Here is a 14378-nt window from a genome sequence, read left to right on the forward strand (position 1 = left end):
GGCCCGCCGGAACACGCCATTGCTTGACAGCCTCCGGTCGCTTTGCCACTTAGGGCGCTCATCATAACCCGCAACCGGGCGTCCCGTAGGCGCCAAACCGACGAGGAGCCTCAGATGGCCCAGATCTCCCTCACCTTTCCCGACGGCAATGCACGCGAATACGACGCTGGTGTAACCCCGGCCGCCGTCGCTGAAAGCATCTCCAAATCCCTGTCGAAAAAGGCAATCTCGGCCACCGTGAACGGCGCCCACTGGGACCTGCAATGGCCGATCGAAGCCGATTCATCCGTCGCGATCAACACTCTGGCAGATGCAGCCCCCGCGCTGGAACTGATCCGCCACGACCTGGCCCACATCATGGCCCGCGCGGTGCAAGAGCTGTGGCCGGACGTCAAGGTGACCATCGGCCCGGTGATCGATAACGGCTGGTACTACGATTTCGACCGCGCCGAACCCTTCACCCCCGAAGACCTTGGTGCCATCGAAAAGAAGATGCGTGATATCATCAACAAACGCGATCCCGTCCGGACCGAGGTCTGGGACCGCGAAGTTGCGATCAAATATTACGAAGACCGCGGTGAGCCCTACAAGGTCGAGCTGATCGACTCCATTCCCGGCAATGAACCCCTGCGCATGTACTGGCACGGCGACTGGCAGGACCTCTGCCGTGGCCCACACCTGCAGCACACCGGTCAGGTTCCGGGCGACAGCTTCAAACTCATGTCGGTCGCCGGTGCCTACTGGCGCGGCGATAGCAAACGCCAGATGCTCCAGCGGATCTACGGCGTCGCCTTCCAGAACAAGGAAGACCTGAAAAAGCACCTGCACATGCTGGAAGAGGCCGCCAAACGTGACCACCGCAAGCTGGGCCGCGAGATGGGCCTGTTCCACATGCAGGAAGAGGCCCCCGGTCAGATCTTCTGGCACCCCAACGGATGGAAGATCTACACCACCCTTCAGGACTACATGCGCCGCCAGCAGACCCGCGACGGCTATGTCGAGGTGAACACACCCCAAGTGGTGAATCGCAAGCTGTGGGAGGCCTCGGGCCACTGGGACAGTTATCAGGAGCATATGTTCATCGTCGAGGTTGACGAGGAACACGCCCGCGAAAAGACCGTCAATGCGCTCAAGCCGATGAACTGCCCCTGCCATGTGCAGGTCTACAACCACGGCCTGAAATCCTATCGCGACCTGCCGCTGCGCATGGCCGAATTCGGATCGTGCAACCGGTACGAACCCTCGGGCGCGCTGCACGGCATCATGCGGGTGCGCGGCTTCACTCAGGATGACGCGCATATCTTCTGCACCGAAGATCAGATCGAGGCGGAAACCAAGAAGTTCATCGAATTCCTGTCGGGCATCTATGCCGAACTGGGTTTCACCGACTGGCGGATCAAGCTGTCGGATCGCCCGGAAAAGCGTATCGGCACCGAGGAAAGCTGGGACCGCGCCGAATCCGCCCTTGGCAACGCCTGCAAGGCCGCCGGGTATGACTATGAACTCAACCCCGGCGAAGGCGCGTTCTACGGCCCCAAGCTGGAATTCGTCCTCACCGACGCCATCGGGCGTGACTGGCAGTGCGGCACGCTACAGGTTGACCCCAACCTGCCCGAACGGCTGGATGCAAACTACATCGGCGCGGATGGATCCAAGCACCGCCCGATCATGCTGCACCGCGCTGTGCTTGGATCGTTCGAACGCTTCATCGGCATCCTGATCGAGGAACACGCCGGCAAGCTGCCGTTCTGGCTCGCCCCGCGTCAGGTGGTCGTCGCCTCCATCGTCTCGGATGCGGATGACTATGTGAACGAAGTCGTCGCGACCCTGCAAAAGGCCGGTGTGCGGGCCGAAGCAGATACCCGCAACGAAAAGATCAACTACAAGGTCCGCGAACACTCCGTCGGCAAGGTCCCCGTGATCCTCGCCGTCGGCGCGCGCGAGGTCGAGGAACGCACCCTCACCCTGCGCCGTCTGGGGGAAAAGAACACCTCCGTCGTGGCGCTGGATGAAACCGTGGCGGCTCTGGCCACCGAAGCAACGCCGCCGGATCTGCTGGCTTAACAGCTATCGACAGCTTTGAACTCTTGAAATGAGCGCCCGTATACGGCGCTCATTTCACTCCCACAGGCGCCGTGCCCCCATAAGGCGGCGCGCCATTCCAGATACCCGCCCTGGGGAGGGGTTGGCGCTGCTCGGTGCCTGCGGCTTGTTTCCGGGCAGGTCAAACTTCGCCGATTTCCTGTCAGTCTCAAAATTGCAGCTGACGCGCGCCACAGCTGCACTCGCCAAATGTTACAGACATCACGCAGCGCCCTGCGCATAGCCGCTATGCCAAGGGATCAAGGCCTAATCCTGTAACATTCCACCACTGGAACCTTTCAGAACCGCACACCGCAGATCTGCCGCAAGGTCATTTTCCCGGACATACCAGCGGCTTGCACTGCGGATCGGCCTCACATCCCCCTGACAGGCCATGACGCCCCCGTGATGCACAGCCCTGTGAGTTTCTCAACGCAAGGTCACAAGGCACCCTAGTGACATCGCCGGGAAGACACACGGCGACAGACTGAACACTTCAGAGGGAAACACACATGTCCAATTCCATGAAATCCGCCGCCATCATCGGCGCCGTCGCCGCCACATTCGCCGCCTACAGCACCACCGCTTCGGCCGAGGGGCAGGAAAAATGCTTTGGCGTCGCGCTGGCCGGTGAAAACGGCTGCGCCGCCGGCCCCGGCACCACCTGCGCCGGTACGTCAAAGGTCGACTATCAGGGCAATGCCTGGACGCTGGTCGACGCAGGCACCTGCACCGAAATGGAACTGCCCGCCATGGCCGACGGAACCGCGCGCATGGGCTCGCTCGAAGCACTGGATCGCGACCTGCCGATGGGCTGATGCCCCGCACTCAGGGTGCGCGATGACTGCGCACCCTACCCGCACGCGCAGAATGCATTCATCGCGCAGCTTTTCGCAAACCTCCTCAGCCAAGGGAGATACCATGTTCGACGAAACCAATTCCCTGCCCGCAGCCCCGGGTGTCGGATACAAGGCGCAGCATTTCGCCGCGATCATGGGGGAACCTGACCCGGTTCAATGGCTCGAAATCCATGCCGAAAACTATATGGGCGACGGTGGCCGCCCGATTGCCCAACTCCGGCATCTGGCGGAACGCTTTCCGATCTCCGTGCACGGCGTCGGCTTGTCCATCGGCGGCGAAGGTCCGCTTGACACCGACCACCTCGCCCGCCTGAAACACCTCTGCGATTGGCTGAACCCGGCGAGCTTTTCCGAACACCTGGCCTGGTCCACCCACGACAGCCACTTCTTCAACGATCTGCTGCCGCTGCCCTATACCGACGCCACCCTGTCGCGCGTCTGCGATCATATCGATCAGGTGCAAGAGGTGCTAGGCCGCCGGATGCTGCTGGAAAACCCCTCCAGCTATCTCGCCTTTGCCGACTCGACCATGACCGAAACCGATTTCCTGCACGCCGTCACGCGCCGCACCGGCTGTGGCATGCTGCTTGATGTGAACAACGTCTTCGTTTCCGCCACCAACCTGAGTTATTCGCCGCAGAGCTATATCGACGCCTATCCGCTCGATGCCGTGGGCGAGATCCACCTTGGCGGCCATGACGAGGATCACGATGACCACGGCGCCCCCCTGCTGATCGACAGCCACGGGCGCGAAGTCATCGACCCGGTGTGGGAACTGCTGGATTACACCCTTGCCCGATCGGGCCCCCGCCCGACGCTGGTTGAATGGGACACCGATGTGCCCGACTGGCCGGTTCTTGCGGCCGAGGCACGCCGCGCCAACATCGCCCTGTCCCGGCTGAGCGTCCCCGCATGACGGATCAGACCGCCTTTCACGCCGCCCTTCTGGACGCCGCCGCCCCCATCCCCACCGGGCTGACCGATGGCGCAGGCCGTCCCGCAGGGCGGCGCTACGGCGTCTATCGCAACAACGTCGCCGTGTCCCTGCGCGACGCCTTGGAAACCGCCTACCCAGCCATTGCAAAACTGATCGGGACCGAGAACTTTCACAACATCGCCGGGATGTATCTGCGCAGCGCGCCGCCCGACACACCGATCATGCTGCAGTATGGCGCGGGCTTCCCACAGTTCCTCGAATCCCTCGCACCACTGGCGCATCTGCCCTATCTGGGGGATGTCGCGCGGATCGAACGCGCCATGCGCCTGTCCTATCACGCCGCCGACAGCACCCCCGCCGATGCCACGATCCTGCAGAACCTTTCGCAGGAGGTTCTGATGTCGGCGCGCCTGACGCTCGCCCCGTCGGTGCGGATCCTGCGATCACCCTTTCCGGCCTTCGACATCTGGGCCTACAACATGCGTCCCGGTGCGCGCAAACCACGGCCCCTTGCCCAGGACACCCTGATCCTGCGCGCCGAATTCGACCCCGTGCCCCACCTGCTCGGCCCCGGTGCCTATGCCTTTGTGCAGGCGATCAATGCGCAGCAACCACTTGGCGCGGCACTACAGGCAGCGGGCGAAGATATCGACCTTGGCGCCATTCTGGGGCTTTTGCTGTCCAGCCACGCCATCACACAGATCCACATTTGAAAGGCACGATTTCATGGACCGCCTCATCACCCTCCACAGCACCCTTTTCGACGGGATCGAGCGCAGTTTTTCCGCGCTGATCCCGCTGCTGGCCCGGCTGATCTTTGCGGCAACGCTGCTGGTGTATTTCTGGAACTCCGCTCTTACAAAACTGGGTGACGGGGTGTTCGGCTTCCTGCGCGCTTCGTCCAATGCCTATGCCCAGATCTTTCCCCGCGCGCTCGAGGCCGTGGGCTATGACGCCTCACAGCTTAGCCTGTTTCACTGGGCCGTGGTGACGGCGGGCATGTGGGCGGAATTCCTGTTGCCGCTGCTGATCGTGGTGGGGTTGTTTACCCGGCTGGCAAGCCTTGGCATGATCGGCTTTGTGGTGGTGCAAAGCCTGACCGATCTGTACGGCCACGGCGGCATCGCACATGACGGCACGCTTGGTGCCTGGTTCGACAGGGCCCCCGACAGTCTGATCCTGGATCAGCGCGCCTTCTGGGTCTTCCTGCTGGCAATCCTTGTGATCCGTGGCGGCGGCGCCCTGTCGCTTGACCGCATCCTGAGCCGTCAGATTCTGGGCCACGCGACACCCACCTGAATGCAACGACGCGCAAGGGCATCCCCCCGCGCGTCGTTTGCTCAATCATCGTGACAGAAAATAGCCCGATCCTGTGTTCAGAAATGCGCCTTTGGTTCATCCGGCTTGCCCGCCGCAAGCGCGAGAAAACCACCAAGACCCGCAAAGGCGATCGGGAACATGGTGAAGACATTGAACCCGAATGCGACATACGTCCCCGCAGCCGACAGCAGCAAAAGCACACCGCCCCACAGGGCCCGCGACATCGCCATGGCTCCGCCCGCAATTGCCAGCATCGGTGACAGGACCGACGCCACCCGCACGACATCCGGATTGTCGAACATGCCGAATGTCGCCTCGACCTCGGCAAAGTTGCGCGCCAGCTCCGTATAGCCATAGCCGAAAAAGCCGACGAACATCCCGATCACCCCGGCGATGATCCCCAATGTCAGTGCAGCGCTGCGCATCTCAGGTCCTTTCCTGCAGGGCGGCCTGGACATCCTTGCCCCAGCCCAACCACATTTCGTCACCCTCGGTGATCAGCGGACGCTTCATCAGCGTCGGATGTTCCCGCAACAACTCCAGCGCCGGGCGCGCGCGTTCCTGCTCGTCCAGCCCGCGCCATGTGGTCGACCGCGTGTTGACCACTGCATCACCGAAGACCCGCAAGGCGCGCTCCAGCACATCCTGCGGCACGCCATCTGTGCGTACATCCACATATTCCGCCCCATCCAGCACCTTCTGTGCCTTGCGGCAGGTATCACATGTCTTCAACCCGTATAGGATCATGCCCGCTCCTGTATCATCCGTTTCAAATAATCGCCCAGGACCTGCAATGCGACCCTGTTTTGCTTGCTTTTTACATATCCCGTGCAATCCTTTTCAGTACGTGGCCCCCAGGGTCAACTCCGGAGCGGTACAAAGCGTCCCCCGCGTGCCGTCTGCCAGACCCGAAAGGGCCGCGCCGAACCCCTGGCATTTTCAGGGAAAAGCAAGACATAAAGGAGACACGGGACATGCCGACAGGCACCGTGAAATGGTTCAATACCACCAAAGGATACGGGTTCATTGCACCCGATGATGGCGGCAAGGATGTGTTTGTGCATATCTCCGCAGTAGAACGCTCGGGCCTTACCGGCCTGGCCGACGATCAGAAAGTCGGCTTTGAAATGCGCGAAGGCCGTGACGGACGACAAATGGCCTCGGATCTGACCCTGCTCTGACCGCGCGAACCCTGCACCGGTTGGCCGGACCTGTCCCGGGACCGGCCAGTTGATCGCGCCAGTGAGTACCTAAACCGACTGAAGCTTGACCGCTTCGGTGCGGGCAAATCCGATCAGGTCGCGCACAAAGGGTTTGTCGACGTCCGCGCTGCGCGTGGCGGCATACAGCCGCCGGGTGATACCTGCCTTTGTCAGCGGGCGGGTGACGTAGTCCGAATTGTACTTGACCTCGCGCACCACCCAGTCGGGCAGCACCGCAACACCGCGATTGCTGGCGACCAGCAACAGAATGACCGCCGTCAACTCGACCTGACGGATCGCGGCCGGTTCCACTTTGGCCGGTGTCAGCAGCTGACTGAACACATCCAATCGTGAGCGTTCCACCGGATAGGTGATCAGGGTCTGACCACGGAAATCCTGCGCCTCGACATAGGGTTTCTGCGCCAGCGGATGGGTCGAGGCGGCAACAAACACCGGATTATAGTCGAAAAGCTCGGTAAAGGTGATGCCGGGAATATTCTCGGGATCGGACGACACCACCAGATCCACCTCTTCCTTCAGCAGCGCGGGCAGCGCATCAAAGGCCAGACCGGGCCTGATATCCACATCCACATCCGGCCAGCTCTTGCGAAAGGATTCAAGCACCGGGAACAGCCACTCAAAACAGGCGTGACACTCGATCGCGATGTGCATCCGGCCCGTGGACCCGGCCCGCAGCCCGCTGAATTCATCCTGCAATGCCTCGACCTGCGGCAGCACCTGTTCGGCCAACCGCAGCAGACGCATCCCCGCCGCCGACAGCGTCATCGGCTTGGATCGCCGCACAAAAAGCTCGACCCCCGCCTGATCCTCAAGCCCCTTGATCTGGTGGCTAAGCGCACTTTGTGTTATGTTCAGCTGATCCGCAGCCTTCGCCACACCACCGGCCTCGTAGATCGCCTTGATCGTGCGCAGATGTCTGAATTCAATATGCACCCTGACGTCCGCCTCATGTTGTTGATGAAAATTATGAGTTTGTCTCACATAGCGCGATATGCGACAAGCCGGGAAACGCACAAGGACACCCGCCATGACACGCCCCGAGATTTCTTTTGAGTTCTTCCCGCCCAAGAACATCGAAGCCACATTCCGCCTCTGGGACACCGTTCAGGTTCTGGCCCCGCTGGCGCCGCGGTTCGTTTCGGTGACCTATGGCGCGGGCGGCACGACGCGTGATCTGACCCGCGACGTGGTCTCGACCCTGCACAAGCATTCCGGCCTGCGCACCGCAGCGCACCTCACCTGCGTCGATGCCACCCGCGAAGAAACCCTGCAGATCGCCCGCGATTTCGCCGCCGCCGGTGTCACCGACATCGTCGCCCTGCGCGGCGACCCGCCCAAAGGCGCCAACGGCTTCGCGCCCCACCCCGATGGCTTCAACAGCTCGGTCGAACTGATCGAAGCGCTGAAAGATGCGGGTGATTTCACCATCCGCGTCGGTGCCTACCCCGACAAACACCCCGAGGCGCCCACCGCCACGGCGGATGTCGAATACCTCAAGCGCAAGCTCGATGCCGGCGCGGACGAGGCGCTGACCCAGTTCTTTTTTGAGGCCGAGACGTTCTTCCGCTTCCGCGATGCCTGCGTCAAAGCCGGTATCGACAAGCCGATCGTTCCGGGCATCTTCCCGATCGAGAACTGGAAAGGTGCGCGCCGCTTTGCCGAATCCTGCGGCACGCAAATCCCCGCCTGGGTGATCGACGCCTTCGACACAGCCACCCGTGACGGCCGCGAGGATCTGCTGGCAACCGCAGTCTGCACCGAACTCTGCTCGGATCTGATCGAGGGCGGTGTGGACAAGCTGCACTTTTACACCCTCAACCGCCCGGAACTCACCCGCGACGTCTGCTTCGCACTGGGCGTGGCACCGGACGTAAAGCTCGAAAACGTCGCCTGACACCGGGGCCCGGGACCAAGAATTTTCTGAAAATTCTTGCCAAAATTCTTCAAAAGAATTTTGTCCCGGCTCGTCGGTTCCACCCTTGTCGCGGGCGCCGTCGCGCGGCACCCTCAGCACCATGATACGCCCCGCCACCCCCGATGATCTGACGGCGATCCGCGCCATCGCGGTGGCGGCTTATGCGCCCTATATCCCCGTGATCGGGCGCAAACCCGCGCCGATGGCGGCGGATTATGCCGCCCAGATTGCCGAGGGCTGGGTGCATGTGGCCGATCCCACTGGAACAGGGCCGGTCGGTTTTGTGGTGTTCTATCCTGCGGGCGACACGATGTTTCTTGAAAACATTGCGGTCAGCCGCGCGGCCGTCGGACAGGGCATCGGCAAGGCGCTGATGGCCTTCTGCGAAACGCAGGCCCGCCAGACCGGGATGACAGCCATCACGCTCTACACGAACGCCCTGATGACCGACAACCTGCGGATCTATCCCCATCTCGGCTATGTCCAGACGGACCGGCGCACCGAGGACGGCTTTGACCGTGTCTATTTCCGCAAGGACCTGCGCCTACCCTGACACCCGCCCGCCGATGCCATGCGTGATTTCTGCGGCGGCTGCGATGACCTGTGCGCCAAGGCCCGGGATCGCGTCGGGCACGACACGGCTTGACGGGCCGGACACCGAAATCCCCGCCACCGCCACACCATGCACGTCAAAGATCGGTGCCGCGACACACCGCATGCCAATGTTCTTTTCCTCACCGTCGATCGAATAGCCCCGCGCCCGCGTCTCTGCCAGATCCGCCAGCAGCGCATCGCGAGTCACATGGGTGAACTCCGTGAACCGCTCGAGCCCATGCGCATCCAGAATCCGCGCCACCTGCCCCGCGCCGCGCTGTGCCAGCAGTGCCTTGCCAATCCCCGACGCATGCATCGGCGACATCGTCCCCGGCGGAAAGAACGCGCGGATCGTCGCCATCGTCTCGACCTGGCTCAGAAACAACACCTGACCCGATTGTTCGATACCAAGGTTCGCGGTTTCCCCGGTCGCATCCATCAGCGACCGCAACACCGGAAGCGCCCGTTCAAGCAGCGACGTGCGGCGCAGGAATCGCGACCCGATCAGAAACGCCCCGGCGCCGATGTGCCATGTCTGCGGCCCACTGTCGAAATCCACGATCCCACGCGCCTCTAACGTGAACAGCACCCTGTAAACGCTGGCCGGAGACTGGCCAAGGTCGCCCGAAATCTGCGACAGGGTCGCGCCCTTCATCTCGCTCAGCCGTTCCAGCACCTCCATCGCGCGGTCAAGCGACTTGATGGTGTTCTGCTCGGATTTGTCATGCCAGGAACGCGGCCGCCCCCGGCCCCGCGCTGTGAAATCTTCCTCTGAATCACCTGTCACAGCCGCCTCCTGAATATTTCTGAAAAACTCCTGCGCATTATGAAAAATGCAACGCACTGATTCAATGTATATTTTCCATTGAATCCAAAAAATGAAAAACAATTTCAAAAAAATTGCCCGCGAAACAGGCAAACCTTAAAGTTGACCCAACAGCGAGGAGAACACGCCATGAGCATTCAGAACCCAGTCTTCATTCCCGGCCCGACCAACATCCCCGAGTCCGTCCGCAAAGCCTGCGACATGCCCACCATAGACCACCGCTCGCCTCTTTTCGCGACGATCCTGCACCCGGCCATCGACGGCTGCCGCAAGGTGCTGAAAACCACCGAGGGCGAGCTGTTCATCTTCCCCGCCTCCGGCACCGGCGGTTGGGAGGCATCGCTGACCAACACCCTGAACCCCGGTGACACGATTCTTGCCGCGCGCAACGGCATGTTCTCCCACAAGTGGATCGACATGTGCCATCGCTTCGGCCTCAACGTTATTCAGGTCGATGTCCCCTGGGGCGAAGGCCTGCCCGTGCCGAAGTTCGAGGAAATCCTGCGCGCCGACCCCGATGGTCGCATCAAGGCCGTCCTCGCCACCCACAACGAAACCGCCACCGGCGTTGTGTCGGACGTCGCCGGACTGCGCCGCGCCATGGATGCCGCCGGACACGGCGCGCTGCTGATGGTCGATGGGGTGAGCTCGATCGGGTCGATGAATTTCGAATTTGACAACTGGGGCGTCGATGTTGCCGTGACCGGCAGCCAGAAGGGCTTCATGCTGCCCGCCGGACTCGCCATCACCTGTTTTTCACCCAAGGCCATCGCCGCCAGCAAAACCGCCACCCTGCCCCGGACGTTCTGGAGCATTGACGACATGCGCAACGGATATGCCGCCAACGCCTATCCCTACACGCCCTCGGTTGGCTTGCTGAACGGGTTGAAGCACACGACCGAAATGCTGCTGGCCGAAGGGCTCGACAATGTCTTTGCCCGTCACGCCCGCATCGCCGATGGTGTGCGCGCCGCCGTCCGCGCCTGGGGCATGACGCCCTGCGCCGTCTCGCCCGATCTCTATTCCAACACCGTGACCGCGATCTGCACACCCGAAGGTTTCAACGCCTCGACAATCGTTGAACGCGCCTCGCTTCAATACGGCATGGCATTCGGCACCGGCCTTGGCGATGTTGCGGGCAAGGTGTTCCGCATCGGCCACCTTGGCATGCTGACCGACGCCATGGCCCTGTCGGGCATCGCCACCGCAGAAATGGTTATGGTCGATCTGGGTCTGCCTGTTACGCTGGGCTCGGGTGTTGCCGCGGCGCAGGAAATCTACCGCAAGGGAGGCAAAATCCAGAAGGAGCAAGCCGCATGAAGGATCATCCATCCCATCTGCCCACCTACGACGATATGCTGGCCGCACACGAACGGATCAAACCCTACATCCATCGCACCCCGGTCCTGACCTCGTCCTACCTCAACGACCTCACCGGCGCCGAGCTGTTCTTCAAATGCGAAAACTTCCAGAAGGCCGGCGCCTTCAAGGTCCGTGGCGCATCAAATGCCGTCTTCGGCCTGTCGGATGAAATGGCGGCCCGGGGCGTGGCGACGCACAGTTCCGGCAACCATGCCCTTTCGCTGTCTTATGCGGCGGGCCGTCGTGGCATCCCCTGCCATGTCGTCATGCCCCGCACCGCCCCGCAGGCGAAAAAGGATGCCGTGCGCGGCTATGGCGGCATGATCACCGAATGCGAACCCTCGACCACCAGCCGAGAGGCCGTCTTTGCCAAGGTTCACGCCGCCACCGGTGCGGATTTCGTGCATCCCTACAACGACCCGCGTGTCATCGCGGGCCAAGGCACCTGTTCCAGGGAACTGATGGAACAGACAGGCGGCCTTGATGCCGTCATCGCCCCCATCGGCGGCGGCGGCATGATCTCGGGCACCTGCCTCACGCTCTCGACCCTCGCCCCCGATGTCAAAATCTACGCCGCCGAACCGGAACAGGCCGACGATGCGTATCGCAGCTTCAAGGCCGGACACATCATTGCCGATGACGCGCCCGAAACCGTGGCCGACGGGCTCAAGGTTCCGCTCAAGGAAAACACCTGGCATTTCGTCAGCCACCATGTGACCGACATCCTGACCGCATCCGAGGATGAGATCATCGAGGCGATGAAACTCACCTGGAAGCGCATGAAGATCGTGATCGAAGCCTCCTCGGCCGTGCCATTGGCGACGATCCTGAAGAACCCCGAAGTGTTCCGCGGCAAACGCGTCGGCGTGATCCTGACCGGCGGCAACGTCGATCTCGACACGCTGCCCTGGATCAAATGACGCCCGCAGGCTGTGCAGTCATTGCGCAGCAATCCATCAACGTTCTCAACGGGAGATGAGACCATGAAAGACACTGCAGATTTTACCGAATTTGAAGTCGGCTATGACATCCCGGCCCTGCCCGGCATGGACGAATCCGAAATCCAGACACCCTGCCTGATCCTTGATCTCGACGCGCTGGAATACAACATCGCCAAGATGGGCGATTACGCAAAATCCCACGGCATGCGCCACCGGGTGCACGGCAAGATGCACAAATCCGTCGATGTGGCCAAGCTTCAGGAACGGCTCGGCGGGTCCTGCGGCGTCTGCTGCCAGAAGGTCTCCGAGGCCGAAGTTTTCGTGCGCGGCGGCATCAAGGACGTGCTGGTCTCCAATCAGGTCACCCAACCGGCCAAGATCGACCGCCTTGCCCGCCTGCCGCTGCTTGGCGCGCGCACCATCTGCTGCGTCGATGACATGGCCAATATCCCGAACCTCTCCGCCGCCGCCGTCAAACACGGCACCCAGATCGAATGCCTTGTGGAAATCGACTGCGGCGCCGGGCGCTGCGGCGTAACCTCCACCCCGCAGGTCGTCGAACTGGCCCAGGCCATCGACGCCGCAGAGGGGCTCAGGTTTTCCGGGCTTCAGGCCTATCAGGGCGCGATGCAGCATCTGGACTCCTATGACGACCGCAAGGCCAAGACCGAGATCGCCATACTCATGGTCGCTGACGCCATCGACGCGCTCAAATCCCAGGGCCTGGAATGCGACATCGTCGGCGGTGGCGGCACCGGGTCCTATTACTTTGAATCCGCCTCGGGCGTGTTCAACGAACTCCAGTGCGGATCTTACGCCTTCATGGACGCCGATTATGGCCGCATCCATGACAAGGACGGCAAGCGCATTGACGAGGGCGAATGGAAAAACGCCCTGTTCATCCTGACCAGCGTGATGAGCCACGCCAAACCCGACAAGGCCATCGTCGATGCCGGCCTCAAGGCACAGTCGGTCGATTCCGGCCTGCCGACTGTCTTTGGTCGAACAGACGTCAAATATGTCAAATGCTCGGACGAACACGGCGTGGTTGCCGACCCGGACGGCGTGCTCAAGGTCAACGACACCCTGCGCCTTGTCCCCGGCCACTGCGACCCGACCTGCAACGTGCACGACTGGTACGTCGGTGTGCGCAACGGCAAGGTCGAAACCCTCTGGCCCGTCTCGGCCCGCGGCAAGGCCTACTGACGCGCCCGGCCCCCCGTCCAACACACCGGGGGGCCGATCGCGAAACCATACGCCAGCCATACGCGAACCATACGGTTTCCATACGCCTTCCATACGCCCTTTCCGGCCCTTCGCTGCCCCAGAGAAAGACCAAAAACATGCTGATCGTCCCCGAATCCAAGATCGCCGACCTGATGACCCCAGAGGCCGCATTTGACGCGGTCGAGGCAACCTTTGCCGCCATGGCGCGCAAGTCCGCCTATAATTTCCCGGTCATCCGCGAAGCCATCGGCCATGCCGACGCGCTTTATGGCTTCAAATCCGGGTTCGACCGCGAGAGCCTTGTTCTGGGTTTAAAATCAGGCGGTTACTGGCCCGGCAACGCCGAAAAAGGTCTGACAAATCACCAGTCGACGATCTTTCTGTTCGACGCTGACACCGGAAAATGCTCGGCCATTGTCGGGGGCAACCTGCTCACCGCCCTGCGCACCGCCGCCGCCTCAGCCGTATCGATCAAGCATCTGGCGCGCCAGGATTCGGAAGTCCTCGGTATGATCGGCGCCGGTCACCAGTCGGTCTTTCAGATGCAGGCCGCTGTAAAACAACGCAATTTCAAAAAGGTCATCGGCTGGAACTACCACCCGGAAATGCTGTCGCGCCTTGCCGATTGCGCCGCCGAACTGGGTCTGCCGTTCGAAGAAGTCAGTCTTGAAACCCTTGGCCGCGACGCCGATGTGATCATTTCGATCACCTCAAGCTTTGCCCCGACCCTGCTGGACGCCCATGTCACCCCCGGCACGCACATCGCCTGCATGGGCACAGATACCAAGGGAAAACAAGAGGTTGAGGCCACCCTTCTGAAACGCGCCACCGTCTTTACCGACGAAATTGCCCAAAGCATCAGCATCGGTGAGGCACAACATGCCGTGGCCGCAGGTCTCATCGCCCAATCCGACATCACCGAAATCGGCGCCGTGATCAACGGCACCCACCCGGGCCGCAGCAGCGCCGATGAAATCACCCTGTTCGACGGCACCGGCGTCGGCCTGCAAGACCTTGCAGTCGCCGCCAAAGTAGTGGAACTTGCGCAGCAGAAAGGCGTCGCCCTGGACGTCGATTTCTGAAGCAAAGGC

The 14378-nt window shown here is 61.8% G+C and carries 16 protein-coding genes; 12 read left to right on the top strand and 4 right to left on the bottom strand.

Going from position 1 to position 14378, the window contains the following annotated elements:
• Nucleotides 1-114: 114 nt before the first annotated feature.
• The 5 genes from thrS (at nt 115) to CHB75_RS12200 (ending at nt 5178) form a co-directional block, all read left to right on the top strand.
• Entirely contained in the window at nt 115-2064 is a 1950-nt protein-coding gene (gene thrS, locus CHB75_RS12180; RefSeq protein ID WP_089270829.1) for a threonine--tRNA ligase, read from the top strand.
• Between the two features lie 530 nt (nt 2065-2594).
• On the top strand, nt 2595-2900 hold the full coding sequence (locus CHB75_RS12185) for a BufA1 family periplasmic bufferin-type metallophore (protein ID WP_089270831.1): 306 nt from the start codon (nt 2595-2597) through the stop codon (nt 2898-2900).
• A 103-nt stretch (nt 2901-3003) separates the two neighbouring features.
• Entirely contained in the window at nt 3004-3858 is an 855-nt protein-coding gene (gene bufB / locus CHB75_RS12190; RefSeq protein WP_089270833.1) for an MNIO family bufferin maturase, read from the top strand.
• A complete protein-coding gene (locus tag CHB75_RS12195) occupies nt 3855-4592 on the top strand; it encodes an HvfC/BufC N-terminal domain-containing protein (RefSeq protein ID WP_089270835.1) in 738 nt (245 codons plus the stop codon). Before bufB ends, CHB75_RS12195 begins: the two co-directional genes overlap by 4 nt.
• A 13-nt stretch (nt 4593-4605) precedes the next feature.
• The gene (locus CHB75_RS12200; protein ID WP_089270837.1) at nt 4606-5178 is read left to right on the top strand and encodes a DoxX family protein; all 573 of its coding nucleotides are present in this window, start codon (nt 4606-4608) and stop codon (nt 5176-5178) included.
• Nucleotides 5179-5255: 77 nt separating this feature from the next.
• Here the strand turns inward: CHB75_RS12200 and CHB75_RS12205 are convergent, their stop codons facing one another.
• Together CHB75_RS12205 and CHB75_RS12210 are read right to left on the bottom strand one after the other, a co-directional pair.
• Nucleotides 5256-5624: a hypothetical protein gene (locus tag CHB75_RS12205; RefSeq protein ID WP_089270839.1), complete on the bottom strand. Its 369-nt coding sequence runs from the start codon at nt 5622-5624 to the stop codon at nt 5256-5258.
• A gap of 1 nt (nt 5625) precedes the next feature.
• Nucleotides 5626-5946 (bottom strand): ArsC/Spx/MgsR family protein, encoded by a 321-nt coding sequence (locus CHB75_RS12210; RefSeq protein WP_089270841.1) that lies wholly within the window; start codon nt 5944-5946, stop codon nt 5626-5628.
• A 227-nt stretch (nt 5947-6173) separates the two neighbouring features.
• On the opposite strand from CHB75_RS12210, the gene CHB75_RS12215 reads away from it, so the two are divergent.
• On the top strand, nt 6174-6380 hold the full coding sequence (locus tag CHB75_RS12215) for a cold-shock protein (RefSeq protein WP_089270843.1): 207 nt from the start codon (nt 6174-6176) through the stop codon (nt 6378-6380).
• Nucleotides 6381-6449: 69 nt separating this feature from the next.
• Here CHB75_RS12215 and CHB75_RS12220 read toward each other — a convergent pair whose 3' ends face one another.
• Nucleotides 6450-7355 carry a LysR family transcriptional regulator gene (locus CHB75_RS12220; RefSeq protein WP_089270845.1) on the bottom strand — a complete coding sequence of 302 codons (906 nt, stop codon included), beginning with the start codon at nt 7353-7355 and terminating at the stop codon, nt 6450-6452.
• Nucleotides 7356-7449: 94 nt separating this feature from the next.
• On the opposite strand from CHB75_RS12220, the gene metF reads away from it, so the two are divergent.
• On the top strand, nt 7450-8316 hold the full coding sequence (gene metF, locus CHB75_RS12225; protein ID WP_089270847.1) for a methylenetetrahydrofolate reductase [NAD(P)H]: 867 nt from the start codon (nt 7450-7452) through the stop codon (nt 8314-8316).
• A gap of 121 nt (nt 8317-8437) precedes the next feature.
• On the top strand, nt 8438-8890 hold the full coding sequence (locus tag CHB75_RS12230; protein ID WP_089270957.1) for a GNAT family N-acetyltransferase: 453 nt from the start codon (nt 8438-8440) through the stop codon (nt 8888-8890).
• Here the strand turns inward: CHB75_RS12230 and bhcR are convergent.
• Nucleotides 8882-9718 carry an HTH-type transcriptional regulator BhcR gene (gene bhcR, locus CHB75_RS12235; RefSeq protein ID WP_089270959.1) on the bottom strand — a complete coding sequence of 279 codons (837 nt, stop codon included), beginning with the start codon at nt 9716-9718 and terminating at the stop codon, nt 8882-8884. The two genes, CHB75_RS12230 and bhcR, sit on opposite strands and share 9 nt — an antisense overlap.
• A gap of 168 nt (nt 9719-9886) precedes the next feature.
• On the opposite strand from bhcR, the gene bhcA reads away from it, so the two are divergent.
• The 4 genes from bhcA (at nt 9887) to bhcD (ending at nt 14369) form a co-directional block, all read left to right on the top strand.
• Nucleotides 9887-11077, top strand: coding sequence for an L-aspartate--glyoxylate aminotransferase BhcA (bhcA, locus tag CHB75_RS12240; RefSeq protein WP_089270849.1), 1191 nt, complete (start codon nt 9887-9889; stop codon nt 11075-11077).
• Nucleotides 11074-12039, top strand: a complete 966-nt coding sequence (gene bhcB, locus CHB75_RS12245) for a beta-hydroxyaspartate dehydratase BhcB (RefSeq protein WP_089270851.1) — start codon at nt 11074-11076, stop codon at nt 12037-12039. The genes bhcA and bhcB overlap by 4 nt, the downstream gene beginning before the upstream one ends.
• 63 nt (nt 12040-12102) lie before the next feature.
• Nucleotides 12103-13266 carry a 3-hydroxy-D-aspartate aldolase BhcC gene (gene bhcC / locus CHB75_RS12250; RefSeq protein WP_089270853.1) on the top strand — a complete coding sequence of 388 codons (1164 nt, stop codon included), beginning with the start codon at nt 12103-12105 and terminating at the stop codon, nt 13264-13266.
• A gap of 137 nt (nt 13267-13403) precedes the next feature.
• Nucleotides 13404-14369 carry an iminosuccinate reductase BhcD gene (bhcD, locus tag CHB75_RS12255; protein ID WP_089270855.1) on the top strand — a complete coding sequence of 322 codons (966 nt, stop codon included), beginning with the start codon at nt 13404-13406 and terminating at the stop codon, nt 14367-14369.
• Nucleotides 14370-14378 lie beyond the last annotated feature (9 nt).

The sequence above is a fragment of the Puniceibacterium sediminis genome (genome assembly GCF_900188035.1).
Taxonomy (GTDB): domain Bacteria; phylum Pseudomonadota; class Alphaproteobacteria; order Rhodobacterales; family Rhodobacteraceae; genus Puniceibacterium; species Puniceibacterium sediminis.